Here is a 26909-nt window from a genome sequence, read left to right as displayed (position 1 = left end):
ACACCCGCCATGACCATCACGCAGCCGGTGTTCGATGTCGCCCACCTTGGCCACGTCGAGATGCTGACCGACAGATACGACGAGAGCCTCGACTTCTTCACCCGGGTCTACGGGCTGAAGCTGTCGGGTGTGGACGCAACTTCCGCCTACCTCCGGGCATGGGACGACTACGAATTCCACTCGCTGAAACTGACCCGGGCGGAGACCACCGGCGTCGGCCATATCGGCTATCGCTGTGCCTCGCCGGAGGCGCTGGCGCGGAGGGTCGCGGCAATCGAGGCGTCCGGTTACAGGACGCAGGGCTGGGTCGAGGGCGACATGGGCCACGGGTCCGCCTTCCGCTTCGAAGATCCGTTCGGCCATGTCTTCGAGCTCTACTACGAGACGCGGCGCTACGTCCCGACGGATGACGCCGACCGTCCGGTGCTGAAGAACACCGCCAGTGCCTTCACCGGGGCCGCGCCGCGCCGCATCGACCACGTGAACCTGCTGGCCGCGGACGTGGCCGCCTTCAGGGACTTCATGCAGACCTGCCTCGGCGCCCGGGTGACGGAGTACATCCAACTCGACAACGGCCGGATCGGCGGATGCTGGTTCACGGTGAACAACAAGACCTACGACCTTGCCTGCACGGAAGAGCACGGCGGCGGCGACGGGCGCCTGCATCACGTGACCTACGCCACCGACCAGCGGGAGGACATCCTGCGCGCCGCCGACATTTTCCTGCAGAACGGCGTCCACATCGAGACCGGGCCGCACAAGCATGCCATACAGGGGACGTTCTTCCTTTATGTCTGGGAACCTGCGGGCAACCGGGTGGAACTGGCCAATGCGGGCGCCCGACTGATTCTCGCCCCGGACTGGGAGCCGGTGAGGTGGACCGAAGCCGACCGCAGGAAGGGTCAGGCCTGGGGGCTGAAGACCATCGACACCTTCCACACCCACGGCACCCCGCCGGTGAAGCGACAGGGGCAGTGAAGGCGGAATGCGACGGGACAGCAGGGAGCGGGTGTCGTTGACCGGGACTTGCGGGGCGTGCCGGGCAGCAATGCGATACGAAGGGAGACCGCGATGAACATTGTCAGACAGAATATCGAACGCGCCTCGGCCGAGGTGATCGCGGCGCTGGGGGCGGCGGGTGTCGCGACGGTGCACGAGGCGCAGGGCCGCAAGGGGTGTCTGCGTCCGTACATGCGGCCCATCTGGCCGGGCGCGCAGATCGCGGGCTCTGCCGTCACCATCAGCGCGCCGCCGGGCGACAACTGGATGCTGCACGTGGCCATCGAACAACTGCAGGAGGGGGACGTCCTGGTGCTGGCGCCCACATCACCCTGCGACAACGGCTATTTCGGGGACCTGCTGGCGACCTCGGCCATGGCGCGCGGCTGCCGGGGCCTGGTGATCGAGGCGGGCGTGCGCGACGTACGCGACCTGGCCGCCATGGGATTTCCGGTCTGGTCGAAGGCGGTCTCGGCCGAGGGCACTGTCAAGGAGACGCTGGGTTCAGTCAACGTGCCGATCGTCTGCGCGGGACAGTCGATCGAGGCGGGGGACGTGATCGTCGCGGATGACGACGGCGTCTGCGTTGTGCCGCGTGCCTCGGCCCCGGATGTGCTCGAAAAGGCCCGCGCCCGCCTTGCGGCGGAGGAGGACAAGCGCGCGCGGCTGGCGGCGGGGGAATGCGGGCTCGACCTCTACGACATGCGGGGGCGGCTTGCGGAGAAGGGGCTGAAATACGTCTGATGGCGAGAGCATCGCGATCCGGGCCAACGGGGCCGGCATGAGGATGGACGAAAGCCGCGGCATTCCCTGCCTGTGGATGCGGGGCGGGACGTCGAAGGGCGCGTATTTCCTGGCGAAGGACCTGCCGCGCGGGACGGCTGAGCGGGACGACCTGTTGCTGCGGATCATGGGGTCGCCGGACCCGGCCCAGATCGACGGCATCGGCGGGGGCGATCCGCTGAACTCCAAGGTCGCGGTCCTGTCGCCGTCATCGCGCGCGGATGCCGATGTCGACTACCTGTTCCTGCAGGTCTTCGTGGACCGGGCGGTGGTCAGCGACGCGCAGGGCTGCGGGAACATCCTTGCGGGCGTCGGACCGGCGGCTATCGAACGCGGGCTGGTCGCCGTGGCGGGAGATGAGACACCGGTCCGCATCCACATGGTCAACACGGGCGAGACGGCGACGGCCTTCGTCACGACTCCGGAAAGGCGGGTCAACTACGCCGGAGAGGCGCAGATCGACGGCGTGCCGGGCAGGCACGCCCCGGTCCGGCTGATGTTCGGGGATGTGGCCGGGTCGATGTGCGGGTGCCTGCTGCCAACCGGCCGCGCCGTCGACCACATCGACAGCGTGGCCTGCACGCTGATCGACAACGGGATGCCCTGCGTGATCCTGTAGGCGGAGGCACTGGGGATCACGGGGGCCGAAACACGCGCGGAACTGGACGAAAACCAAGGCCTCAAGGCGCGGCTTGAGGCGATCCGGCTGAAGGCTGGCCCCATGATGAACCTCGGTGACGTGGCATCGAAGAGCGTGCCGAAGATGACGCTGGTGTCGCCCTCGGCTTCGGGGGCCACCATAGACACGCGGTCCTTCATTCCGCACCGCTGTCATGCAAGCATCGGGGTGTTCGCGGCCCAGACCGTGGCAACGGCCTGCATGATCGCAGGCACACCGGCTCAGGCCATGGCGCGCCCGGCACCGGATGGCAGGTTCCGCATCGGCCATCCGTCCGGCGTGACGCAGGTCCTGCTGCAAGGCTCGGTCGAGGATGGGTTCCGGGGCGGCTCCGTCAGGACGGCGCGGCTCCTGTTCGACGGGCGGGTGTTTCCGCGGCCGAGGCAGGACTGACGCGGCGGAGTGCGCCGGACGCATGGCCACGGTCCCTCCCGGCTATGCGCGCCGATCAGGCGGGCCGGCCCCGGATCGTGCAGACCTCGTGATATATTGCCGCGTCCGGGTCCGCTTCGATCAGTGCCTGGGCTTCGGTCGCGGAGATATGCGCCTTGCCCCCTGCGTCGGTGTAGAAGGCGCAGGCAAAGTCCTTGTCGAACCCGGTGCCGCCCAGCGACCGTTCGAGCGCGACAAAGAAGGAGATGTCCGTCCCGGCGTGCTGCCTGACGATCTGGGCGTGCAGTTTCTCAGGACGATAGCCGTTGGCCGCGAAGAGGTCGAAAAGAACCGGCACGCCGATGCGTGCGCCGAAGTTCAGGATCACGTCGGCAGAGGGGGCGCAGGACCGCAGCCGGCGAAGCAGCGCCTCGTTCAGACCAAGACCCACGGCATTGAAGGGGAAGTCCTCGAAGGCGCTCCACGGATAGTAGTGGGCGATGTGGTCGTCCTCCTGCACGTCGGCGCCGTCGGGCAGGTCGGTCTTGCTGGCCTTGCGGAAGGCGCCGAAGCGCGGGTCGCCGGGATCGGCCACCTGCGGCAGACACCCGATGACCACATCCGCCTTCTGCACCTCGCTCAGGGCGGCGGGGGCGTCGATCAGGCTGACCGCGCCCTCGATGGGATGGAACCGGTGGGCCTCCTGCGGGGCTAGGCTGCCGACGTTGCGTTCGGCCAGCGCGGCCATGCGCGGGTCGAGGTCGCTGCCCGCGACACGTTTGGCACCGCACATCCGCAACAGGAAGGCCGCGTTGACGCCGGTGCCCATGCCCACCTCGTAGACGGTCCTGTCCTCGAGCCCGGCACGCTCCAGCGCGATCTGAAAGGTCTGCGTCCACGGATCGGACGGGTCGAAGGCGTACTCCGGTGAATGCGGTGTGACGCCGGTGTCCGTTTCCGACACCTGACGGGCGCCGGACAAGTCTGTGTCGATCATGGGCTTTTCCGTAGCTTCGTCGTGGTGCACGGGGCCGGGACGGCGCCGCGCCGGATCATTCGAGCAAGAGAACCGTGCGGGCCGCGCCGCGCAGGCAGTGGTCCGACCGCATGGAGGCGGCGTATCCCCCGGAGTTCAGCAGCACGATCACGTCCTCCTCTTCGGGGGCGGGCATTGTGTGGTCGACGGCCCATTTGTCCAGGGCCTCGTTGACGTTGCCGACCACGGTGAACCGTCCTTCGGGCGCGCTCCGCGGCACGGCGGGCACCGGCTCGCACGGCAGGCCGTAGAAGGCCGGCTCCATGGCGAGGTTGAACCCGGCGTCGAGGCCGAGGAACTCGACCTCCTTGCGGCGTTCGCGATAGGTCACGCGGGTCAACAGGACGCCCGCGTCCTTGATCAGGAAATCGCCCGGCTCCACAGCCACGGTGAAGTCGTAGCCGCCATACGCCTGAGCGATGGTCGCGGCCCAGCGGTTCAGGTCCAGCGGGGCGTCGCCCGAGCGATGCGGCACGCCGAGGCCGCCGCCGATGTTCACCTCGGTCAGGCCGGGCAGTCGGTCGATGAAGGCGCGGCTGGCGTCGAGCACCGCGGCGAACTGCTCCATCTCCCGGTCGAGATAGCCGCAGCCCGCGTGGAAATGCAGGCGGGTGATCTGCAGGCCGTGCTCCTCTGCGATGGCGATGGCCTCGGGCAGGCGGTCGAGGTAGATGCCGAACTTCGTCGCCTCGATCCCGCTGTATTGCAGCATGTCGCTGCCGCCGTAGCCGATGCCGCGATCCGGGTTGATGCGCAGGCCGACCTTTCGTCCCGGGCAGGCGCGCGCGTACTTCCGCAGGGCCGACAGGCTGTCGAAGTTCACGTTGATCGCGTCGAAGCGGGACAGGAAGGCGATGTCCTCCGTGCCGAGCGACGTTCCGGTGAAGGAGATGTCCTCTTCACGAAAGCCGCAGGACAAGGCATGCAGCAGCTCTTCCGGCGAGCAGATGTCGGCCCCGCACAGGTCCTGCGCCGCGAGGTAGGACAGATACTGCGGGGTGCGGTTGGCTTTGATCGCGTAGTAGAAGCGGTGGCCCAGACCGGCGGGCGCAAGGGCCGCGTCCATCGCCCGGTGCAGGCTGCGCAGCTTGTCGATCACCCGCGGCGCCCGGATCACGTAGGCAGGCGTGCCGGTCTTGCGGGCCAGCGCGTCAAGGTCTGCGGTCCCGAGGTGCAGGCGCCCGTGACGGTAGGCCAGGTCCTCGCGCTGCCACCACGGGGCGGGGCGCGCCGCTGTCTTCGTGGTTGCCCCGGTCGCGGGTGTCGCAACGGTGGTTTCAGACATGCGTCGCGCTCTGCTCGGGTCCTTTCGCGGAGGCCGCGGCCACGAGGGCGAATTCGCGCAGGTCGGGCGAGGAATAGAGCAGGCGGATGTCGGTGCTTTCGCCGGTCAGGCAGGCGGTCACCCGGTCGCTGTCGGTGAAATCGCCATCGACAAGCACGTCCAGCGGCAGCCCGCAGTCGCTGCGGCCGACGACGGCCTGCTTGATGCGGAGAACGGTCAGCGGAGCGGAGAGGCCACGGCAATCGATGAAGCTGGTCGGTTGTTGTGTCATGTGGTGTCCCTGATACGTTGTGCGGCACGGGCCGCGATGGAAATGAGGGGTGGCCGTCTCAAATGTCGCCCGCGGCGAGGTCGGCCCTGGCCTGTGCAAGGGCGTCCGACAGTGTCGCGATGATGCGGTCGATATCTGGCCGGTCGATGATCAGCGGCGGCGACAGTATGCAGAGGTTCTCGTAGGGGCGCACCAGCAGGCCGGCCTCCTGGCAATAGGCGTCGACCTTCTGGGCAAGCGCGATGTTGGCGGCGTTGGGGCCGGCCTCTTCTCCGGTCCAGCATTCGACGCAGGCCATCAGGTGATCGCCGCGCACCGTGTAGACGATGGGATTGTCGCGCAGTTCGCGCAGCCGCTGGATGAAGTAGGGGCCGACGTCGCGCACGTGGCCGCAGATGTCCTCCTGCTCCATGATCTCGATGTTGGCGAGCGCCACGGCGCAGGCCACCGGATGACCGGAATAGGTGAACCCGTTGGAAAAGACCGGCTTGTCCTTGGGCGCGGCCTCGGCCAACGCGTCGGAAATCCGGTCGGAGATCAGCACGGCACCAAGCGGCTGGTAGCCGGAGGTCAGGCCCTTCGCGGTGATGATCATGTCGGGCTGGATGCCGAAGCGGGCCTCGGACGCGAAGAAGTGCCCCAGACGTCCGAAGCCGGTCACCACCTCGTCCGAGATATAGAGGATGTCGTGCTTCCGGCAGAGATCGAAGGTGGCCTTCTGATAGCCCTCGGGCGGGGTCAGCACGCCGCCCGAGGCGAGGATAGGCTCCGCGATGAAACAGGCGATCTTGTCGGCACCGATGCGGGCGATCTTTGCCTCCATCTCGTCCAGGAGCTCCTGAAGCTTTTCCGCGCCGGACAGGTTCGAGCGGTCTGCGTCGTGTCCCGGGCTGGACAGGTGGTGGACGAAGTCGGTCTCGTACTGGAAATGCGTGCGGTCTGCGTCCTTGCCGGATAGCGACTGCGTCAGGTAGGTGCCGCCGTGGTAGGCGTTGATGCGCGACAGGACATGCCGCTTTTCGGGCCGTCCCTGTGCAGCGAAGTGGTAATGCGCGATGCGGATCGCGGATTCCACCGCGGTCGAGCCGCAGGTGGTGAAATGCACGCGGTTCAGGTCGCCGGGCGCAAGCTGCGAGAGCCGTTCGGCCAGCCGTGCGGCGGGTTCGCTCGAAAGATCGCCGAAGGGTGTATAATAGGCCATGCGGCGGGCCTGATCGGCCATTGCCTCCGCCAGCTCCTCGCGTCCGTAGCCCAGCGTCATGCACCACATGCCGCCGATCGCGTCGAGGTAAGTCTTGCCAGAACTGTCGCGGACGCGCACGCCCTTCGCCTGGCTGATCACCAGTGAGGTCTGTTCGCCCAACCCGCTCAGATCGGCCCAGGGATGCAGGACGTGGCGTGCGTCGGCCTCGGAGGCCGTCTCTGCCGGTATCGTCTCGGCGGTCTCCGTTTCGGACAGTGAATGGGCCAGTGTCTCCATGGTGCGGTTTCGCCTCTCGTTGGGGCGCGCGAACGCCCTCTCGCCGGCCCTGCCGGACCGCCTCGTTCCATCGTCGGCCTTGAGCGGCCTCTTCGCTGTGATGCGGTTCCGCAGGCGCGCGTTCGCGTCTTCGCTGCATTGCGCGGGCCGGGTGCCGAAAGGCGTGCCGCGCGTGTCACCGCTGCAAGGGAGGCCTCTCATGTGCGGGATCAGTGTCCCGCGCGGGCCTTCCTGCCGTGCGTCCAGACTACCCGTCTGAGGCGAGAACTGAACCCGCCGCGCCAAGGTTTTTCGGCAAGCGGCCCGATTGGCCGCAATATCCACGCTCCTGCACGATCTTTAGGCAGGAATTGCCCCGTCGGCGCGGATCAGGATACGCAGCGGGTCCAATTCCCTGTGTCTTTTTCCCGCATATGCCGAACTGCCGGGACCACGTTCCACGCCGCCGCTTGCTGCGCGAACGCAGAGTTTGGTGAACCGGCGCAACTTCCCGATTGACGCATTCATCAGATTTGGGAATTGTCCCGAATATGGGAATCACGCTTCAATCCGACTCGGTCAGCCTCGCCTCGCACCTGAAGTCCATGCGGGTGGACCGCGGGATGACCCTGAACGACCTCGAAGCGCGTTCGGGCGTCAGCCGGGCCACGCTGTCGCGGATCGAGAACGCCGAGGCCAGCCCGACCGCCGAGACGCTGGGCAAGCTGGCCACCGCCTTTTCGGTACCGATCTCCCGCCTGATCGCGCCGCTCGACGATGTCTTCGTGCCGCTGGTCAAGGGAGAGATGCAGACGGTCTGGACGGACGCGGAGGCCGGGTTCACGCGCCGCGTCGTTTCTCCGCGCACCGGGGCGCTGAGTTTCGAGGTGATCGAAGGCACGTTGAAGCCGTCCGCACGGATTTCCTACGACAGCCCGTCCGTGGCGGGGCAGGAGCATCACCTCGTCCTGCTCGAAGGGCGGTTGAGGCTGACGGTCGGGGGGGAGGCGCATGACCTGCGCCCCCGGGACTGCCTGCGCTACGCGCTTTACGGAGCGACGCTTTTCGAAGCCGGGGAAGAGGGCGCCCGGTACATCCTCTGCATCAGATAGGACAGACGACCGTGACACTGGAGATCGTCAAGATAACGGAAATGCATCGGTACGCCTCCGGGCTGGGGCGTGTGCTGGCCGACAGCGTGACCGACGGGGCGGCCATCAGCTTCATGCAGCCCTTCACGGCACAGGAGGGCGCGCGCTGGTTCGAGACCTCGGTCTTCCCGGACGTGGCTGCCGGGGGGCGCGTCCTGTTCGGCGCGCTGAAGGATGGCGAGGTGGTGGGGACCGTGCAACTGTTGATCGCCATGCCCCCGAACCAGCCGCACCGGGCCGAGATCGCGAAGATGATCGTGCATCCCGGCAGCCGCCGTCAGGGCATCGGGCGCAAGCTCATGCTGGCGGCGCTGGAGGAAGCCCGGGCGCGGAAGAAGACGCTTGTGACGCTCGACACCCGGACCGGCGACCGGGCAGAGCCGCTTTATGCCTCGGTCGGGTTCGAGGTGGCCGGGGTCATCCCCGACTTCGCCTTCGATCCCGATGGCCGCGCGCTACATCCGACGACCTACATGTACATGAAGCTGTGAGGTCCGGGGCCACCGCATCGCCGCTCAGGTCCGGTCGCCGATGACGGCGCGCAGCATCTCGCGTTCTTCGCCCGTCAGGTCTGTGAGCGGAGACCGGACAGGTCCCGTTTCGAACCCGCGCAGGGCGACGCCCGCCTTGATCGCGGATACGGCATAACCGGTCTTGCGGTCGCGGACCCTGGCGAACGGATAGTAGAAGTCGCGCAGCATCGCCTCGCAGGTGGCATCGTCGCCTGAAACAAACGCGTTGTGAAACTTCAGTGCGGTCTCGGGGACGAAATTGAAGACGGCAGAGGAATAGGTGTCCACGCCCGCGCCGCGATAGGCCTGCGCAAAGAGTTCATGCGTGGGCATGCCGCCGATGTAGGCCAGCCTGTCGCCCAGCCCGACGGTGATGCGCTTGACCGTGTCTATGTCGCCGGTCCCGTCCTTGAAGCCGATCAGGTTGGGGCAGTCCTCGGCCAGCCGCGCCAGCGTCTCTGCCGACACCACCGACTGACCGCGATTGTAGACGATCACTCCCATGCGCGTCGCCTTGCAGACGGCGCGGATGTGCGCCTCGATCCCGTCCTGCGGCGCACCGATCAGGTAGTGCGGCAGCAAGAGGATCCCGTCGCCGCCCGCCGCCTCGATCTCGCGGGCGAGGTCGCAGGCCATCCGTGTGCCATAGCCGCAACCCGCGATGATGGGATCGTTTGGCTGTGCCGCGCGGGCGGTGCGGACGACCTCCACGATCTCGGACGGGGTAAGGGAGAACATCTCTCCGGTGCCGCCGGCAACGATCAGCCCGGCGATCGGATGCGGCGCCAGCCACTCGAGATGCGCAGCAAAGGCTTTGGGGTTGAAGGCGTCGTCCGCGTCGAACGGCGTGACCGGGAAGGACAGGAGACCGGAGCGGATGATGTCGCGCAGCGCGCTGGGGTCGATCATGGGACGAACTTTCTTGGCAGGGCGCAAAATGGCCTGCGCCGCCGGTGGCGGGCAGGGTCATGGGCCGGGATCAGGTTGGTCGCAGGCTGCACCCCGCGTGGCGCGATTGCAAGATGCCGGGTCCGCCAAAGGCCACCGGGCGATTGGACCGCCGGGGCAGGGCGAGGCGCGTTCCCGGCCTCCGGCGCCACACGGCCTGTGTGACAGGTTCCGGCCTGCATCCCTTGATTTCCGGGGCCAAGGCCTGTCTTCTGGCGGAAATGACGGGTCCGGCTGCGGCCGCCCCGCCCCAATGAACAGCGAGGTTCCATGACCCTCATCCTGGCCATCGACCAAGGCACCACGTCCACCCGCTCGATCCTCTTCGACACCGATCTGAAGATCGTGGCGACGTCACAGGAGGAATTCGACCAGCACTATCCCGCGTCCGGCTGGGTGGAGCACGACTGTTCCGACCTCTGGACGACGACGGCGGCCACCTGTCGCGGCGTGATGGAGAAGGCCGGGGTGCGCGCCGGGGACATCGCCGCCATCGGCATCACCAACCAGCGCGAAACGACACTCGTCTGGGACCGCAAGACCGGCAAACCCATGCACAACGCCATCGTCTGGCAGGACCGCCGCACGTCCGAGTTCTGCAAGGGACTGAAGGCGGAGGGTTTCGAGGAGACGGTTACCGACCGCACCGGGCTTCTGCTCGACCCCTATTTCTCGGGCACGAAACTGGCCTGGCTTCTCGACAATGTCGAAGGCGCGCGCGAACGGGCAGAGGCGGGCGAACTGGTGTTCGGGACGGTCGATACCTGGCTGGTCTGGCACCTGACCGGCGGCGCGGAGCACCTGACCGACGCGACCAATGCCGCGCGGACGATGCTCTATGACATCCGCAAGGGACGCTGGTCGAAGACGATCTGCGACAAGCTGGGCATTCCCATGTCGATGCTGCCCGAGGTGCGCGACTGCGCCGCCGACTTCGGCGAGACCCGTGCGGACCTGTTCGGTCAGCCGATCCCGATCCGCGGCATCGCGGGCGATCAGCAGGCGGCGACCATCGGGCAGGCGTGTTTCAAGCCGGGGATGCTGAAGTCGACCTACGGCACCGGCTGTTTCGCCCTGCTGAACACCGGGGACGAACCCGTCCGGTCGAACAACCGCCTGCTGACGACCATCGCCTACCAGCTGGACGGCAAGCCGACATATGCGCTCGAAGGGTCGATCTTTATCGCCGGGGCCGTGGTGCAATGGCTGCGCGACGGGCTGAAGATCGTGCGCAACGCCGCCGAGACGCAACCGCTGGCCGAACGCGCCGACGATGCGCAGGAGGTCATCCTCGTGCCCGCCTTCACCGGGTTGGGCGCGCCCTACTGGAACGCCGAGTGCCGGGGCGCCGTGTTCGGCCTGACGCGCAACTCGGGACCGGAGGAGTTCGCCCGCGCCGCGCTGCAGTCGGTGGGCTTCCAGACCCACGACCTGCTGGAGGCAATGAAAGCCGACTGGTCGTCGGGCGGCGACGACACGGCGCTGCGGATCGACGGCGGCATGAGCGCCTCGGACTACGCGATGCAGTTCCTGTCGGACATCATCGACGCGCCGGTGGAGCGGCCCCCGGTGCTGGAGACGACGGCCACTGGCGCGGCGTGGCTCGCCGGCACCGCGGTCGGCATCCTGCCCGACATGGAGAGTTTCGCGGCGGGCTGGAGCGCCGAGAAACGCTTTGAACCCAACATGGCGGAGGACCGGCGCAGCGCCAGTTATGCGGCGTGGAAGAGGGCGGTGGAGGCCACCATCGGCTTCGCGTTTTGAGCCTGATCGTCCCGGCCAGAACCGTCTCGGGCCGCGGGAGCCGCAGTGCGGTACTCGAGGCCGTCACGCCGCTGCGGGGCGCCATCATCGTCGTGCGCGGGCAGTCGGTGCCCTGGGTCGACGTGCTGCTCGCGGAACTGATGGCGGCGGGCCGGCCGGTGTTTCCGGTGATCGCAACGGGCGAACCGTCTCTGCCACTGGTCGAGGCACTGGTCTCCGAGTTGCGCGAGTCGGGGGCGGGGATCGTGGTGGCGATCGGCGGCGGTTCGGTCATCGACTTGGGCAAGGCCTTGGCGGCACTGGTGCCCGCGCCGGCCGGGGTTCTCGACCATCTCGAAGTGGTCGGTGCCGGGCAACCGCTGGCCGAGCCTCCCTTGCCGCTGATCGCGGTCCCCACCACGGCGGGCACCGGCGCCGAGGCCACGAAGAACGCGGTGATCGACGTGCCGGACCACCGCCGCAAAGTCAGCCTGCGCGATCCGCGCATGGTGCCGGGGCTGGCGGTGCTCGACGCCGATCTGACGGACGGGGCGCCATGGCCGGTCACGCTGAGCACCGGCATGGACGCGCTGACGCAACTGATCGAGGCGTTCGTGTCCATCAGGGCCACACCCGAAACCGATGTCCTGTGCCGCGCGGCCATCCCGTTGGCGGCAGGAGCCTTGTCCCGCCTTTCGAAGGGAGAAGACCCGGATGCCCGACAGACGATGCTTGTCGCTGCTCATCTGAGCGGCATTGCCCTCGCGAACGCTGGATTGGGCGCGGTGCACGGGCTGGCCGGCGTGTTGGGCGGATGTACGAAGGCGCCGCACGGAGCTATATGCGCGCGGCTCCTGCCTCCTGTGCTGAAGGTCAACCGGGAGGCCTGCCTGGCTGCGGGTCTAGACACCGGGCGCTTCGACGAGGTCGACGAGATGGTGGCGCGTGGCATGGGGCGACCGGGCGAAACCGCTCCGGACCTGTTGCGCGATTTGATGTCGGGAACGGATTTCCCGGGCCTTGGCACCTTCGATGCGGAGGCGGTGGTCGAGGAGTCGCTGCAGTCCTCCTCCATGAAGGGGAACCCGGTCCAACTGACTGTACCGCAACTGGTTTCCGTTCTCGGATCTGCGGCCTGAGACAGCCCTGTTACCGTTAGCATTTTTCGCGGTCGAATCCGGATTCAACCCAAGGTTGCTTTGCGCGCAATTGCGACCGGAATAGGGCTTAATAGTACACTGTTAAATCCTGTAAATGCGCCTCCGTGATGAAAAAATGATCATATTCTCATGCTCGTGAACAAGTCCGATTGGATGGCCATTCGCGGTGCCGCGTTATTTTACAAATAAAATCAACATACTGCAGGGGGTACTTGAAATCCGCAGACGGGTTCCACCAGTTGCGCTCCCCGCGATGAAACAAGTTGCAATTTACACCCGGCAGTCAAATGGTTTACCGATTTTGATGATGCAGATCGAAACTCCGCTTCCAAACCGCCGTGAGCGGGCCGTGTCGCAAGCCGTCTTTGGCTGTGCTGCACGTGGCCGTTCGGTGACCGGAAACCGGGGCAAAGGAAAACCTTCAAAGACCGATCCCCGGCTAACGGGGCATGCATCGACAATCCAACAAGCGAGGACCACATGAAAACCAAACTGATGACCGTCGCTGTCGCAACAGCCATGGCCGCCGGTGCCGCCGGCGCTGCCACGCTCGACGACGTGAAGGCAGCAGGCTCTCTGAAATGCGGCGTGAGCCAAGGCCTTCCGGGCTTCTCTGCCACCAACGACGCGGGCGAATGGACCGGCATCGACGTCGACTACTGCAAGGCGCTGGCCGCTGCGGTTCTGGGCGATGCGAATGCCGTCGAGTATGTCTCGCTCTCCGCGAAGGACCGCTTCACAGCGCTGTCCTCCGGCGAGATCGACGTGCTGTCGCGCAACACCACCTGGACCATCACCCGTGACACCGACCTCGGCATCACCTTCGTCGGCGTGAACTACTACGACGGCCAGGGCATGATGGTTCCGGCCGGTCTGGGCATCAAATCGGCGCTGGAACTGGATGGCGCGACCATCTGCACCAACACCGGCACCACCACCGAGCTGAACATCACCGACTACTTCCAGCAGCACGACATGACCTTCGAACTGGTCGCGCTGGAGAACTCGGACGAGGTGATCGCAGCCTACGGCGCCGGCCGTTGCGACGTCTTCACCACCGACCGTTCGGGTGTGGCCGCAGAGCGTCTGAAGCTGGCGGATCCGGAAGCGCACGTCGTGCTGCCGGAAACCATCTCGAAGGAGCCGCTCGGGCCGTCCGTCCGCGCCGGTGACGAGCAGTGGATGAAGATCGCCAAGTGGGTGCTGTTCGGCGTGATCGAAGCCGAAGAGTACGGCATCACCTCCGAGAACGTCGAAGAGATGATGAGCTCCGAGAACCCGTCCGTGCAGCGCATCCTGGGTGTTGGCGACAACAACTACGGCGCGTCGCTCGGCCTCGAAGCGGACTTCATCAAGAAGGCCGTCGAGCAGGTCGGCAACTACGGCGAGATGTACGAGCGCAACGTCGGCCCCGACACCCCGCTGAAGCTGGACCGCGGCGTGAACAACCTGTGGAACAACGGCGGCTTCATGTACGCACCGCCGATCCGCTGATCGGACGAGGCGAACGGCCGGTCGTCCACCGACCGGCCTGAACTGAACCGCGACCCATCAAGAACGGAAAGGGGCGGAGGCATGCCTCTGCCCCTTTTCCAATAAAACAAGCGGGGAACATCCATGACATCTGTGACCGACAGCGACGGCCAGCAGGGGACAGAGGAACGCAGGGGTCTTGCGGCGCTGGTCTTCGACAGCCGCGCGAGATCGCTTTTCTTCCAGGGCGTGCTCGCCCTCATCATCATCGGGCTGATCTGGCTTGCGCTGCAGAACGCCGCGCAGAACCTGGCCGATCAGAACAAGGAATTCGGCTTCGACTTCTTCGACAGGCCGTCCGACATCCAGATCCTGACCACCTTCGGGACCTGGCTTCTGGATTACGAACCGGGGCAGAGCACGATCTTCGACGTGTTCCTCCTGTCCATCGCCAACACGCTGATCGTGGCGATTGCCGGCATCTTCTTTGCGACGATCTGGGGCTTCCTGCTCGGGATCTTCCGGCTGTCGAGCAACTTCGTGCTGCGCGGCTTTGCGACCGTCTACATCGAGCTTCTGCGCAACGTGCCTCTGCTGCTCCAGATCTTCTTCTGGACGGCGGTGATGCGGATCGTGGCGCCCTCCGAGCGCGGCGTCTACTACACGCTCGTGCCCGGCCTGCTCCAGTTCGACGCGAAGGGCATCTACGGTCCGTTCCCCATCGTCGAGGACGGGTTCATCTTCACGCTGGTGGCCTTCATCGCCGCATGCGTCGGGGCCTGGGCCTACGCCAGATGGGCCAAGAAGAGGCAGGACAAGACGGGTCAGCCGTCCCCGGTCCTCCTTGTGACGCTGGGCCTGATCGTCGTCGTCCCGACGCTGGTCTACCTGGTCTCCGGGCGCCCGGTCACCATCGAGTGGCCGAACTACGTGACCGAGGGGCCGATCTTCCGCCAGGGCTTCGAGATGGGTGTCGGCAGCTACATCGCGCCGGAGTTCATGGCGCTCTTCCTCGCGCTCTTCACCTATACGGCGGCCTTCATCGCGGAAATCGTCCGCGCCGGGATCCAGGCCGTGCCGGAGGGCCAGTCCGAGGCCGCAGGCGCGCTGGGTCTGCCGGACGGCCTGACGATGCGCAAGGTGGTTCTGCCGCAGGCGTTCCGCGTGATCGTGCCGCCGCTGACCTCGCAGTACCTGAACCTGACCAAGAACAGCTCTCTGGCGGCCGCCATCGGCTACCCGGAACTGGTCGCGGCCTTCGCGGGCACGATCCTGAACCAGGTGGGACGCGCGATCGAGATCATCGCCGTGGTGATCCTCGTGTACCTCACGATCTCGCTGCTGACGTCGGCCTTCATGAACTGGTTCAACAACCGCGTCGCGCTGGTCGAACGGTAAGGGGGACGATCTGATGCAAGAACACGAAACAGATCACTGGGTCCGCACCCACGAAGCGCCCGTTCTGCCCGCTCCGCCGACCGAGGTCGGTCTGCGCGGCTGGCTGTGGCGGAACATCTTCGCCTCGATGTCGGACTTCACCAGCCCCGGCAAGGCCGTGGGCTCGGTCATGATGATCCTGATCACCGTCTTCGCCGCGTATTCGCTGGTGTGGATGACTTGGACGCTGCTGGACTTCGCCGTCTTCAATGCGACCTTCTCCGACCCGGAGGGGCTGAAGCGCGAGGCCTGCTTCGTCAATCCGACCGGGGCCTGCTGGCCGTTCGTCCAGGCGAAGTGGTACCAGTTCATGTTCGGCTTCTACCCGGAGGAAAACGTCTGGCGGGTGAAGCTGTCGATGCTGATCCTTGCGGTCGGCATCGCGTGGCTGATCTTCCCGCTGCCGCATCGCGGCAAGGTGGCGGCCTTCATGCTGACCGGGTTTCCGGTCATCGCCTTCGTCCTGCTCAACGGCATGCCGGTCGAGGAAGATGGCGACCTCGGCCACATCTTTGCCGGTGCATGGTTCCCGCTGGTTCTGGCGGCGGTGATCTTCGCCGCATGGTGGCTGGCCAATTCCGGACGCTTCGGGGACGTGGGGTCGGCCTTCGCTCCGGCGCTGCTGATCGCGGCGAGCGGGCTGGCGCTTTGGGGCGGGTTGCCGCTGGTGACCATGGCCATCGACCTGGCGCTCGGCACCGAAGTGGTCGAGACCAACAAGTGGGGCGGCCTGACCATCACGCTGGTGGTGGCGATCTTCGGTATCGTGATCTCGCTGCCGGTGGGGATGCTGCTGGCACTCGGTCGGCGGTCGAACGCACCGATCATCAAGTACACCTCGGTGATCTTCATCGAAGTGGTGCGGGGCATCCCGCTGATTTCGGTGCTGTTCTTCGCCTCGGCGATGCTGCCCTACTTCCTCGAACCGGGGGTGGACTTCAACAAGCTGCTGCGCGCCATGATCGGCGTGGTGCTGTTTGCCTCCGCCTACATGGCAGAGGTCATCCGGGGCGGTCTTCAGGCCATTCCGAAGGGCCAGTACGAAGGCGGCATGTCGCTGGGGCTGAGTTTCTGGCAGCAGATGCGGCTGATCATCATGCCGCAGGCGCTGACCACGGTGATCCCGGGGATCGTGAACACCTTCATCGGCCTGTTCAAGGACACCACGCTGGTGCTGATCATCTCGATCTTCGACCTGCTGGGCATCCTGAACAACACCCTGAAGGACCCCGAATGGTCCACGCCCACGACGGCCTATACCGGCTATCTCACCATCGCGCTGATCTACTGGGTCTTCTGCTTCGGCATGTCCCGGTACTCGGTCCACATGGAACGCAAGCTCGACCGCTCGAACCGCTGAGGAACACATCATGACAGAACCAATGACAATGGAGGCCCCGGCGGCCAGGAAGCTGGAAGTCTCCGACGAGGTGGCCATCGAGATCCGCGGCATGAACAAGTGGTACGGCCAGTTCCACGTCCTGCGCGACATCGACCTGACGGTCTTCCGCGGCGAGCGGATCGTGATCTGCGGGCCCTCCGGGTCCGGCAAGTCCACGCTGATCCGCTGCATCAACGCGCTCGAGGAACACCAGAAGGGCTCCATCGTGGTGGACGGCACCCGGCTGACGTCCGATCTCAAGAACATCGACAAGATCCGGTCCGAGGTCGGCATGTGCTTCCAGCACTTCAATCTCTTCCCGCATCTGACGATCCTCGAGAACTGCACGCTGGCCCCGATCCACGTCCGCAAGACGCCGAAGAAAGAGGCCATCGAGACCGCCATGCACTTCCTGCACAAGGTCAAGATCCCCGATCAGGCGGGCAAGTACCCCGGGCAGCTTTCGGGCGGTCAGCAGCAGCGTGTGGCCATCGCCCGCTCGCTCTGCATGAAGCCGCGCATCATGCTGTTCGACGAACCGACCTCGGCGCTCGACCCGGAGATGATCAAGGAGGTGCTCGACACCATGATCGAACTGGCCGAGGAGGGGATGACCATGCTCTGCGTGACCCACGAGATGGGCTTTGCGCAGGCGGTGGCGAACCGCGTGATCTTCATGGCCGACGGCCAGATCGTCGAACAGAACGAACCGACGCGCTTCTTCAACAATCCGCAGAGCGAACGCACCAAGCAGTTCCTGAGCCAGATCATCGGCCACTGACTGCGGCAGACACGACAGGGAAGGGCGGTCCAGGGGCCGCCCTTTTCCTATGGCAGAACGCCGAGGTTGAACGCGCCCTGCCAGAGCGAAAGCAGGGTCTCGCGCCGCTGCTGGTCCAGCGCCACCAGCAGCGGCGGCGACAGGGGGATCGGGCGGCGGGCGCTTTGCAGCAGCGCGGTCTCGGACGGGTCATGCTCCATCACCAGCCCGGCGGCGCGCAGGGCGTCGCGCGCCTGCGGCGACAGCAGGAAGTCCAGCAGACGCACGGCGGCGGCCTTGTTGGGCGCGGTGCGCGGGATCATGAAACCGCGCGACAGGATCAGGGTGTAATCCTCCGGCTGGATCACGCCCACGTTGGGCGTGCTGTCGCTGGCGACGTAGGACCCGAGGACGTTGTAGGCGATCAGGAACCGCCCCTCCGCCACAGCGTCGATGATCTCGGACGAGCAGCAGGTGGCCACGGCCTGCACGCGGGCGAACCCTTCAAGCATGGCGCCGAAGGTCGTGGCCTCGAGGCTGTCGGCATGGGCGAAGAGATAGCCAAGCCCGGAGGCCGCGATGTCGTAGGTCGCGATGCGCCGCTGCAGGAGGTCGGGGCGGTTGCGCATCATGTCGAGCAGGGCGAACCGGCTGCGCGGCACGTCGTCCCCCTTGAACGCGTCGAGGTTGTAGATGATGACCGCCGGTTCCTCGGTGATGCCCCAAAGCTCGTCGCGCCACCGGCGGGAGGCGGGCAGGGCGGCGGTGCTCTCTGACCGATAGGTGTGTCCGCAGGCGGCGTTCACCAGCCAGACAAGCTGATGCACGCCTGAGGACAGGACCGCGTCGGCGGCGGGGATCCTGCCCGCGCAGGCGTCGCGGGTGTTGCGGAACAGGTTATTGGAGCCCCACTGTTCGTAGTTCACCGAGAGATCGGGATTGGCCTCCACGAACCGCTCCATCACGGGCCGGATGATGTCGATGTCCGTCGTCGATCGGACGTCCAGACGACTTGCCCCGGTGCCGAAGGTGGTCCGGTCTTCCTGAGCGGCCCCGGCCCGGGGGAGCAGAGCGCACATCAGGATGAGGCAGAGCAAGCGCGTCACGCCGGATCCTCCCGCGCGGTGTCGTCTGCGGGCAGGACAAGCGCCACGCGGAACCCTTGATCGGTGCGACTCATGTCCACCCGCCCGCCGGAGGCCGTCGCCACGGCGGCCACGATGGAAAGGCCAAGGCCCACGCTGTCCTCCCGCGATGTCTTGGTCCGTTCGAAGCGCGCGCCGAGGGAGGCGATGACCGCTTCGTGCGGGCCGGTGCCGGTGTCTTCCACCCAGATCACGGCCTCTGCCCCGCTGAGTTCGGTGCCGACGGTCACTGGCGGCTTGCCATGTTTCAGCGCGTTCGACAGGAGGTTCTTCGCCGCCTGACCCACGGAAAAAGGGTCCGCCACGGCGATCACGGGGTCCTCTCCGATGGCCAGCCGGACCTCCGCCCCCGGGGAGAGAAGTTCGTGGTCGCGCCGCTCGATCAGGTCCAGCGCCACCTCGCGCAGGTCGAAGGCCACGCGGGGCACGCTGTCGCCGCGGTGGATGACCATGGCCCGGGACAACAGTTGGTCCAGCAGGTCGCCCAGCGACCGCGTCCGCGCCAGCAGCATGACAAGCGGACGGCTGGGCGGTGTGCCGTCGCGCGCCATGGTCTCTGCCTGCACCCGGATCGCGGCGACGGGCGTGCGCAACTGGTGCGCCGTGTCAGAGATCAGGTTACGCATCCCGTCGATCTGCTTGTCGAGGCGCTGCATGAAACGGTTGAGGGACTCCAGCATCACGCGCAGTTCCTGCGGACGCCCCTCTACCGGCATCGGCGTCAGGTCGTAGGGGTCGCGGCGCGCGAGGTCGGAGGCCAGTGCCTCCAGCGGCCGCACGGCCGAGCGGACGGCAAACCAGGCGATGACCAGCAGCGCGATCCCGGCAAAGGCCAGCGGCACCAGCGCGTCTAGTGCAAGATCCAGCGTCATCGCCTGCCGTGCCGAGAGCGTCTGCCCCACGGTGACAGACACGTTGCCGGAAAAGTCGCGCTCGGCAAAGCGGCGGACGACACGGACAAAGCGCGCGGCCTCGCCCTGCATGCGGTCGTCGAAGAACTGAAGGAGCGCGGCACGATCCGAGCTTTCCGACGGCTCGAACCTGTCGGAGAGGCCGGTCACGAGTTGCCCGTCGGGGCCGCGCACGTCGTAGTGGATTCGGTCGTCGGGTGCCTGGGCCAGCAGCTCGAAGGCGGAGACGGGCAGGTCCACCACAGCCTTGCCGTCCTGGATGCGGATCGATTCCGCGATGTCGTTCGCCGCGCCCAGCAGCAGGCGGTCGTAGGTCTGCCGCGCCGCCGAGCGACCGTTGATCCACGTCCAGACCGAGACCAGCATGCCACCCAGCAGCAGCAGCAGGATGACCGCGGACAGTACGCGGCCGGTCAGGCTGCGGATCGGGCGGTGCAGGTCAATCATCCGTCCCGATCCGATAGCCGACGCCGCGCTGGGTCGAGATCGACACGCCGCTGCCGGTCAGCTTCTTGCGCAGCCGGGCGACATACAACTCGATGGCGTTGATCCCGACGTCCGCGTCGTCGAACCCGAAGAGCGAGTCGTAGAGGCGCTGCTTGCACAGGACCTGACCGGGATGCCGCAGGAATGTGGCCAGCACGGTCGCTTCGCGCCGTGTCAGGTCGAGCCTGCGGTCGCCGATGGTCGCGGTCATTTCGGACGGCGAGAAACCGAGGTTCGCAAGCTGGATAAGGTCGGCCTTCGGCCCCGTCTCGCGCCGGACGATGGCCCGCAGCCGCGCCTCCAGTTCGCGTTGTTCGAAGGGTTTCACGAGGTAGTCGTCGGCGCCGATGTCCAGCGCGTCGACCCGGTCGTCCACCGTTCCGAGCGCCGTGAGCATCAGCACAGGCGTCCGGTCGCCGCCTGCCCGCATCTCGCGCAGCAGCGCCAGTCCGGAGCCGTCCGGCAGGTTGATGTCGAGGATCACGGCATCGTACGTCTGGACGGCCCGGTGGTCGCGTGCGCCTTCGAGGTCGACTGCATGGTCGCCCACGATGCCGGCCTGGCTCAGGCGCGCGATGACCCCTTCGGCAAGGTCCGTGGCGTCTTCGACCATCAGCACCCGCATGTCCGGGACGTCCCTTTCATTTCTGCCGAATTCCGCGCCGCTTTCCGGCCTTTGACAGCTTCACGACAGCTTCCTTCGCTACGTCCTTTGTCTAACCCGTAACGAGGGAGGCTGCAAAGGCAGTCGTGACTACGGGGAATGTCGGGCAGTCGCCTCTCGCGGCTGCCAATGTGGAGGAAAATGACATGATCAAAGCAACCCGGCTCGTCGTGGCCGCGGCACTCGTGGGCGTATCCGCCCTTGCCGCCAGCGCGCAGGAAAACCCTGAATGTATCGCACCGGCCAACCCGGGTGGTGGCTGGGACTTCACCTGCCGTCAGGTAGGCAAGTCGCTGCAGGACCTTGGCCTGATCGACAAGACCATGCAGGTCGTCAACCTCGCCGGTGGCGGCGGTGGCGTGGCCTACGCCGAAGTGGTGAACAAGCGTAACGACAGCAACGACCTGATCGTCGCGGCATCCTCGGCCACCGCGACCCGCCTCGCGCAGGGCGCGTATCCGGGCAACACAATGGACCAGGTGCGCTGGCTCGCGTCGGTCGGAGCGGATTACGGCGTGATCGCCGTCGCCGCCGACTCCGAGATCGACACGCTCCCCGCGCTGCTCGACCAGATCAAGGCGGATCCGACCACGATCTCCGTGGCGGGCGGGTCGGCCGTGGGCGGCTGGGACCACCTGAAGGTCCTGATCGCGGCCAACGCCTATGGCATCGATGACGTGCGTTCGATCAAGTACATCGCCTTCGACGGCGGTGGCGAGGCGGTGACCCAGCTTCTGGCGGGCTCTGTCCAGGCCTTCACCGGCGACATCTCCGAAGCGAAGGGCTTTGTCGACTCCGGCGACATCAAGGTGATCGCGGTCCTCGCGCCCGAGCGTCTGGGTGGCGAATTCTCCGAGATGCCGACCGCGAAAGAGCAGGGCGTCGACGCCATCGGTGCCAACTGGCGCGGCTTCTACGCTCCGGGCGGCATGTCGGACGAGGCATATGACGCATGGGTTTCCAAGATCGGCGAGCTCTATGCCTCCGACGAATGGAAAGCCGTGATGGAGACCAACGGCCTCGCGCCGCTAGACCTGCAGGGTGCTGACTTCCAGGCCTTCGTCGAGGAATCCGTGGCCAAGATCCAGTCGATCTCCAAGGAAATCGGCATCATCAAGTAAGCGTCCCCCGCGCGCTTTCTACAGGGCGCCGCCGCACGAGGCGGCGCCCGATCCTTACCCGATACCCCCTGACATCCCGAACTGGAGATCCCCATGAGTGATCGCATCTTCGGGGTCTTCGGCATTCTCCTCGCCATCGGTTTCGCCATTTCGGCGCTGTATATCGAGGAAAGCTTTCTCTCCGATGCCGTGGGTCCCAAGGCCTTCCCCCTGATCATTGCCGCCATCCTCGGCATTTCGAGCGCCGTGATAGCCTTCCGTCCCGATCCCGAACCGCAATGGCCCGCGCTTGGCCGCCTGGTCGAGATCGGCGCCGCCATCGTCGTGATGATCCTTTACGCCGAGTTGCTGCCCGTCGCGGGCTTCGTCCTCGCCACCGCCTTTGCCGCAGGATACCTCGCGTGGCGCCTTGGCTCCGGTCCGGTCGAGGCCGTGCTGACCGGCGTCGGCACTTCGGTCGGCATCTACGTCATCTTCCACCTCGTGCTGGGCCTCTCCCTCGCACGCGGCCCCTGGGGGTTCTGAACCATGGAGACCTTTTCCAATCTCGCCGACGGCTTTGCCATCGCATTGACGTGGCAGAACATCCTGCTGGCGCTGCTGGGCTGTTTCCTCGGCACGATCATGGGCGCGCTGCCCGGCCTCGGCCCGTCGAACGGCGTGGCGATCCTGATCCCGTTGGCATTCACGCTCGGCCTGGGCGCCACGCCCTCGCTGATCCTGCTTACGTCCGTCTACTACGGCGCGATGTACGGCGGGCGCATCTCGTCGATCCTGCTGAACATCCCGGGGGACGAACCGGCGATGATGACCTGTCTCGACGGGCATCCCATGGCCAAGAAGGGGCTCGCCGGCGAAGCTCTCTCGCTTTCGGGAATTGCTTCCTTTGTCGGCGCGTTCTTTGCGACCTGGGGGCTGATCTTCCTCGCGCCGCAGCTGGTGAAGATCGCGCTGCTCTTCGGCCCGGCGGAGTACTTTGCCCTCTTCGCCCTTGCGTTCATGACGCTCGGCGGCGTGTCCTCCACCAACCAGGCGAAATCGGCCTTTGCCGCGGCACTGGGGCTTGGCCTTGCGATGATCGGCGTCGACACCCAGACCGGCGTGCCGCGCTTCACCTTCGGCGAGGTGCACCTTTATGACGGTCTCGACTTCCTCGTGGCCATCGTGGGCCTGTTCGCGCTGTCCGAGGTCTTCATCTTCCTCGAACACCGCCACGGCGGGGCGGACGCGGACGAGACCAAGCTGAAGATCGGCAAACTCTACCCGCCGATGTCGATGATCAAGCAGTGCATACCCACGATGCTGCGGACCTCGTTCCTGGGCTTCCTCGCCGGGGTGCTGCCGGGGGCAGGGGCCTCGCTGGGGTCGTTCATCTCGTATTCGTTCGAAAAGCGGCTGGTCGACAAGGAAGGCACCTTCGGCAAGGGCGACCCGCGCGGTGTCGCGGCCCCCGAGGCGGGCAACAACGCCGCCGCAGGCGGGGCGCTGGTGCCGATGCTGGCGCTTGGCGTGCCCGGCTCCGGCACGACCGCGGTCCTGCTGGCGGTGCTCCTGGCGCTCAACATCACGCCCGGACCGCTGCTGTTCACCCAGAACCCGGACGTGGTCTGGGGCCTGATCGCGGCGCTCTTCATCGCGAACTTCATGCTGCTGGCGATGAACATCCCGATGGTCGGCATCTTTACCCGCGTGCTGATGATCCCGTCGCGCATCCTGATGCCCATCGTGGCGATGGTCAGCTTTGTCGGGATCTACGGCATCTCCGGGTCGTCTTTCGACCTGATGGTGATGATCGGCTTCGGCGTCATGGGCTGGGTGCTGCGCAAGTTCGACGTGCCGCTGGTGCCCATCATCCTCGGCACGCTGCTGGGCAACGCGATGGAGAACAACCTGCGCCGTGCCATCACCATCGACAACGGCAACTGGTGGACGCTGATCGACAGCCCGCTTGCCATCGGTCTCTGGACGGTTGCCATCGTCGGGTTCATCCTGCCGCTGATCATCGGCGCGCGGGTCAAGGCCGGGATGCGGCGGCAGGGCGACGAAGAAGGGTCGCTCCGCGACTGAACCAGAGCCACGAGCCTGCGCAACTCCGAACCCGGCGCCACCCGCGCCGGGTTCTTTTTTGACTTCTGGAAAGCAGTGCCGGGCGTCCGAAACCGCCCCGACAGCCGGAAACCGGCGTTCACAAAGTGCCTTTTATTTAAACTTGGCTTGTCGTGCGCGTTAACTCAACCTTGCAGGGGGAGGGAATCGTTGTCGATTTTCGAAGTGATAAATGTGGCAGTGCAGCATTTCGCGCACAAAGCCACGGCTGCCGGACACCGCGAGGTGCCCGCGCGGCAAGCCGGCCAGAAGGTCCGGAGGGGCGCCTTGCCCCGCACGATGCCTCCCGTGTTCAACAGGAGGATACCATGGCGACGAACAAAGCCCGGCTGCTGGCCGGGACGGCGCTTGCGCTGACAATCGCGGGTGCGGCGCAGGCCGACACGATACGGTTCTGGACGACAGAAACGCAGCCCGAACGGCTGGCCCGGCAGGAACAGATGGCCGCCGACTTCACCGAGGCGACCGGCAACGAGGTCGAGGTCATCCCGGTCGAAGAGAGCGACCTCGGCACACGGGCGACGGCGGCTTTTGCGGCGGGTGACCTGCCGGACGTGATCTACCACACATTGCAATGGTCCCTGCCCTGGGCGGAGGAAGGCATCCTCGACCCCGAGGCCGCGACCGACGTGATCGAGGACCTGGGCGAGGACACCTTTGCCGAGGGTGCCCTGAAGATGGCCGCCTTCGGGGAGGGCTACGCGGCGGTCCCCGTGGACGGCTGGACGCAGATGATCCTCTACCGCAAGGACCTGTTCGACGAGGCAGGGCTGGAAGCGCCGACCACCTACGCCGCGGTCGAGGCCGCGCTGGACAAGCTGCACAACCCGCCCGAGATGTACGGTTTCGTCGCCGCCACCAAGGTCGACGAGCCCTTCATGAGCCAGGTGCTGGAGCATGTCTTCCTCGCCAACGGCGTGACGCCGGTTGGGGAGGACGGTTTCGCGCCGCTCGACGAGGCGAAAACCACCGAGGTGCTGGAGTTCTACAAGAAACTGGCCGACGCCTCGCCGCCGGGTGACCTCTACTGGGACCAGTCGCGCTCGCTCTATTTCTCGGGCAACGCGGCGATGATCATCTGGTCGCCCTTCATCCTCGATGAGCTGGCTGGCCTGCGCGACAGTGCCCCGCCGACGATCAACGACGACCCGACCTCGCCCGAGCTGGCGTCTAAGACCGGGATCGTGACGACCTTTGCCGGTCCGTCCAACCCGGACGGCGCGGCCTGGGGCGACATGCGGTACTTCGGGATCACCTCCGACGCGGACACCGACATCGCGGAGGAGTTCGTCGCCTATTCGATGGACCAGGGCTACACCCAGACGCTGGCCATCGCGCCGGAGGGCAAATTCCCGACCCGCCGCGGCACCGCCGACGACCCGACTGCCTTCCAGAAGGCATGGGCCGAGCTGCCGGTGGGCGTCGACCGCAAGGCGCCGCTCGGGGACCTCTACGACCAGTCGAAGATCGACGAGATCGTCAGCGGCCTCGACGTGGCGCAGCGCTGGGGGGTGACCGAGGGGCAGCTGGCGCTGGCCTCGAAGATGATCAACAGCCAGGCGATCAACCGGATCGTGCGGCAGTACATCGACGGCCAGATTGAGGTGGCCGACGCCGTTGCGGCGATGAACGACGAGCTTTCGAAGATCGAATGACGTCACGGGCGGGCGGGCCATGATGGTCCGCCCGCCTGCGCCACGGAGGATCACGGCCATGTCACAGGCGATTCCGCCGACCGGAACCGGCCCGCTCGCCCGGCGCGAGGCGCGGCTGGCGTGGTCGCTCCTGTTTCCGACGCTCTTCGCCGTTGCGGCGGTGGTCGTCCTGCCGCTTCTGGCGGTGTTCTGGATCAGCTTCAAACCCGTGGAACTGGGCGACCTGCGGGCGCCCGAAGTGGTCATCCGCGAGGACCTGCGCGGCAAGCCCGAGGCCGCGGGTGATGAGGCCACTGTGCGCTACCGCCTGCGGAATTCCTCTCAGGACCAGTCGATCACCGGCGTCACGCTGACCGACACATGGCCGGACGGGCTGACCGTTATCGGCGACCTCGATCCGCGCTGCACGCTGGAGGGGGCCGACTTCTTCTGCGACCTGGGCGACTGGGAGGGCGGCTACAGCGAGCGGCTGGAGATCCCGGTGACCGTCTCCGCCGATTTCCTCGCGCAGGAAACCGACATCGAAGAGACCGACCCGGTGATGACCGGCCGGGCGCAATCGGTGCTGACATCGGGCAATTTCACGCTGGAGAACTTCGCCCGCGTCTTCGACGGCGAGGAGTTCCTGTCGGTCTTTGGCGTCACGCTGTTCTACACCGTCTTCGGCACCATCGGTGCGCTGGTGATGGGACTCTTCGCGGCGCAGCTTCTGAACCATTCGTTCAAGGGACAGGGGCTGTTGCGGGGGCTCTACCTCTTTCCCTACGTGGCGCCGGTGATCGCCGTCGCCTTTGCGTGGATCCTGCTCTTCGACCCGTTCTCGGGTTCGGCCAACGCGCTTCTGGTGCAGATGGGCGTGACCGAGCAGTCGATCAACTTCTTCGGGCAGAAACCCCTGGCGCTGATCATGGTCACCGCCTTCGAGGTCTGGCGGTATTTCCCGCTGTCCTTCCTGTTCATCCTGGCGCGCATGCAGTCGATCGACAGCGACATGTACGAGGCCGCCGAGATGGACGGGGCCTCGCCCTTCCAGCAGTTCTGGTACCTTTCGCTGCCGATGCTTCTGGGCATCCTGAGCGTGCTGTTCCTGCTGCGCTTCATCTGGACCTTCAACAAGTTCGACGACATCTTCCTGCTGACGGGCGGCAACGCGGGCACGCGGACCCTGACGGTGAACGTCTACGAGCAGGCCTTTGCCCTGTCGAACATCGGGGCGGGCGCTGCGGTGGCGGTGGTGGTCTTCGGCTGCCTGCTGATCTTCTCGGTCTTCTTCTTCAAGTTCATCAGCCGGGAGGAAGGGTTATGAGCTGCGCAACAGGCGGGGCTGCGCCCCGGGCGCCTGCGGCGCCTTTCAGGTATTTCTGCCAAGATG

Annotated in this window: 23 protein-coding genes and 1 pseudogene; 16 read left to right on the top strand and 8 right to left on the bottom strand. The window is 66.2% G+C overall.

Translation table 11 applies throughout. From position 1 onward, the window contains the following. Positions 1-9 precede the first annotated feature (9 nt). The 3 genes and pseudogenes from CDO87_RS02625 to CDO87_RS02615 all read left to right on the top strand — a co-directional run bounded on the left by CDO87_RS02625 (position 10) and on the right by CDO87_RS02615 (position 2854). Positions 10-978 (top strand): VOC family protein, encoded by a 969-nt coding sequence (locus CDO87_RS02625; RefSeq protein ID WP_100927317.1) that lies wholly within the window; start codon positions 10-12, stop codon positions 976-978. Positions 979-1071: 93 nt separating this feature from the next. Then, entirely contained in the window at positions 1072-1743 is a 672-nt protein-coding gene (locus CDO87_RS02620; RefSeq protein WP_100927316.1) for a 4-carboxy-4-hydroxy-2-oxoadipate aldolase/oxaloacetate decarboxylase, read from the top strand. Positions 1744-1780: 37 nt separating this feature from the next. Then, positions 1781-2854 (top strand): annotated as a pseudogene (locus tag CDO87_RS02615) (4-oxalomesaconate tautomerase). Positions 2855-2909: 55 nt separating this feature from the next. On the opposite strand, the gene CDO87_RS02610 reads toward CDO87_RS02615, so the two are convergent. From CDO87_RS02610 to CDO87_RS02595, 4 genes are read right to left on the bottom strand one after another with little or no spacing between them, the layout of a single operon-like run. Then, complete coding sequence (locus CDO87_RS02610) at positions 2910-3830, bottom strand: s-adenosyl-l-methionine--l-methionine S-methyltransferase (protein ID WP_100927315.1); 921 nt, start codon at positions 3828-3830, stop codon at positions 2910-2912. A 55-nt stretch (positions 3831-3885) separates the two neighbouring features. Further along, positions 3886-5154, bottom strand: a complete 1269-nt coding sequence (locus CDO87_RS02605) for a hypothetical protein (RefSeq protein WP_100927314.1) — start codon at positions 5152-5154, stop codon at positions 3886-3888. Beyond that, positions 5147-5425 carry a hypothetical protein gene (locus CDO87_RS02600; protein WP_100927313.1) on the bottom strand — a complete coding sequence of 93 codons (279 nt, stop codon included), beginning with the start codon at positions 5423-5425 and terminating at the stop codon, positions 5147-5149. Before CDO87_RS02600 ends, CDO87_RS02605 begins: the two co-directional genes overlap by 8 nt. 58 nt (positions 5426-5483) lie before the next feature. Next, positions 5484-6905 carry an aminotransferase gene (locus CDO87_RS02595; RefSeq protein ID WP_100927312.1) on the bottom strand — a complete coding sequence of 474 codons (1422 nt, stop codon included), beginning with the start codon at positions 6903-6905 and terminating at the stop codon, positions 5484-5486. Positions 6906-7435: 530 nt separating this feature from the next. Between CDO87_RS02595 and CDO87_RS02590 the strand changes: the two genes are divergently transcribed. After that, positions 7436-7996, top strand: a complete 561-nt coding sequence (locus CDO87_RS02590; RefSeq protein WP_100927311.1) for a helix-turn-helix domain-containing protein — start codon at positions 7436-7438, stop codon at positions 7994-7996. An 11-nt stretch (positions 7997-8007) separates the two neighbouring features. Then, entirely contained in the window at positions 8008-8526 is a 519-nt protein-coding gene (locus CDO87_RS02585) for a GNAT family N-acetyltransferase (protein ID WP_100927310.1), read from the top strand. Between the two features lie 24 nt (positions 8527-8550). On the opposite strand, the gene CDO87_RS02580 is transcribed toward CDO87_RS02585, so the two are convergent. Continuing rightward, a complete protein-coding gene (locus CDO87_RS02580) occupies positions 8551-9453 on the bottom strand; it encodes a 5-dehydro-4-deoxyglucarate dehydratase (RefSeq protein ID WP_198521874.1) in 903 nt (300 codons plus the stop codon). A gap of 312 nt (positions 9454-9765) precedes the next feature. On the opposite strand from CDO87_RS02580, the gene glpK reads away from it, so the two are divergent. The 6 genes from glpK (at position 9766) to CDO87_RS02550 (ending at position 17470) form a co-directional block, all read left to right on the top strand. Next, on the top strand, positions 9766-11259 hold the full coding sequence (glpK, locus tag CDO87_RS02575) for a glycerol kinase GlpK (RefSeq protein ID WP_100927308.1): 1494 nt from the start codon (positions 9766-9768) through the stop codon (positions 11257-11259). Beyond that, positions 11256-12377: an iron-containing alcohol dehydrogenase gene (locus tag CDO87_RS02570; protein WP_157814896.1), complete on the top strand. Its 1122-nt coding sequence runs from the start codon at positions 11256-11258 to the stop codon at positions 12375-12377. The genes glpK and CDO87_RS02570 overlap by 4 nt, the downstream gene beginning before the upstream one ends. 501 nt (positions 12378-12878) lie before the next feature. Further along, positions 12879-13892 carry an amino acid ABC transporter substrate-binding protein gene (locus CDO87_RS02565; RefSeq protein WP_100927306.1) on the top strand — a complete coding sequence of 338 codons (1014 nt, stop codon included), beginning with the start codon at positions 12879-12881 and terminating at the stop codon, positions 13890-13892. A 123-nt stretch (positions 13893-14015) separates the two neighbouring features. Beyond that, the gene (locus CDO87_RS02560; protein WP_100927305.1) at positions 14016-15269 is read left to right on the top strand and encodes an amino acid ABC transporter permease; all 1254 of its coding nucleotides are present in this window, start codon (positions 14016-14018) and stop codon (positions 15267-15269) included. Between the two features lie 13 nt (positions 15270-15282). Then, a complete protein-coding gene (locus CDO87_RS02555; protein ID WP_100927304.1) occupies positions 15283-16668 on the top strand; it encodes an amino acid ABC transporter permease in 1386 nt (461 codons plus the stop codon). Positions 16669-16678: 10 nt separating this feature from the next. Further along, positions 16679-17470 (top strand): amino acid ABC transporter ATP-binding protein, encoded by a 792-nt coding sequence (locus CDO87_RS02550; protein WP_283982793.1) that lies wholly within the window; start codon positions 16679-16681, stop codon positions 17468-17470. Positions 17471-17517: 47 nt separating this feature from the next. On the opposite strand, the gene CDO87_RS02545 is transcribed toward CDO87_RS02550, so the two are convergent. From CDO87_RS02545 to CDO87_RS02535, 3 genes are read right to left on the bottom strand one after another with little or no spacing between them, the layout of a single operon-like run. Further along, on the bottom strand, positions 17518-18555 hold the full coding sequence (locus CDO87_RS02545) for an ABC transporter substrate-binding protein (protein ID WP_254698299.1): 1038 nt from the start codon (positions 18553-18555) through the stop codon (positions 17518-17520). Continuing rightward, positions 18552-19952 carry a sensor histidine kinase gene (locus CDO87_RS02540; protein WP_100927302.1) on the bottom strand — a complete coding sequence of 467 codons (1401 nt, stop codon included), beginning with the start codon at positions 19950-19952 and terminating at the stop codon, positions 18552-18554. The genes CDO87_RS02545 and CDO87_RS02540 overlap by 4 nt, the downstream gene beginning before the upstream one ends. Next, positions 19945-20616 (bottom strand): response regulator transcription factor, encoded by a 672-nt coding sequence (locus CDO87_RS02535; protein WP_100927301.1) that lies wholly within the window; start codon positions 20614-20616, stop codon positions 19945-19947. The genes CDO87_RS02540 and CDO87_RS02535 overlap by 8 nt, the downstream gene beginning before the upstream one ends. 185 nt (positions 20617-20801) lie before the next feature. Here CDO87_RS02535 and CDO87_RS02530 point away from each other — a divergent pair, with 185 nt between their 5' ends. The 5 genes from CDO87_RS02530 (at position 20802) to CDO87_RS02510 (ending at position 26843) form a co-directional block, all read left to right on the top strand. After that, positions 20802-21776: a tripartite tricarboxylate transporter substrate binding protein gene (locus CDO87_RS02530; protein WP_100927300.1), complete on the top strand. Its 975-nt coding sequence runs from the start codon at positions 20802-20804 to the stop codon at positions 21774-21776. Positions 21777-21869: 93 nt separating this feature from the next. After that, on the top strand, positions 21870-22301 hold the full coding sequence (locus CDO87_RS02525; protein ID WP_100927299.1) for a tripartite tricarboxylate transporter TctB family protein: 432 nt from the start codon (positions 21870-21872) through the stop codon (positions 22299-22301). A 3-nt stretch (positions 22302-22304) separates the two neighbouring features. Next, positions 22305-23843, top strand: coding sequence for a tripartite tricarboxylate transporter permease (locus CDO87_RS02520; RefSeq protein WP_100927298.1), 1539 nt, complete (start codon positions 22305-22307; stop codon positions 23841-23843). A 347-nt stretch (positions 23844-24190) separates the two neighbouring features. Continuing rightward, positions 24191-25537 carry an ABC transporter substrate-binding protein gene (locus tag CDO87_RS02515; protein WP_100927297.1) on the top strand — a complete coding sequence of 449 codons (1347 nt, stop codon included), beginning with the start codon at positions 24191-24193 and terminating at the stop codon, positions 25535-25537. Positions 25538-25595: 58 nt separating this feature from the next. After that, complete coding sequence (locus tag CDO87_RS02510; protein WP_100927296.1) at positions 25596-26843, top strand: sugar ABC transporter permease; 1248 nt, start codon at positions 25596-25598, stop codon at positions 26841-26843. Positions 26844-26909: the final 66 nt, after the last annotated feature.

It is taken from the genome of Sagittula sp. P11 (assembly GCF_002814095.1).
Taxonomy (GTDB): domain Bacteria; phylum Pseudomonadota; class Alphaproteobacteria; order Rhodobacterales; family Rhodobacteraceae; genus Sagittula.
This window is presented reverse-complemented; position numbering and strand designations above follow the sequence as displayed.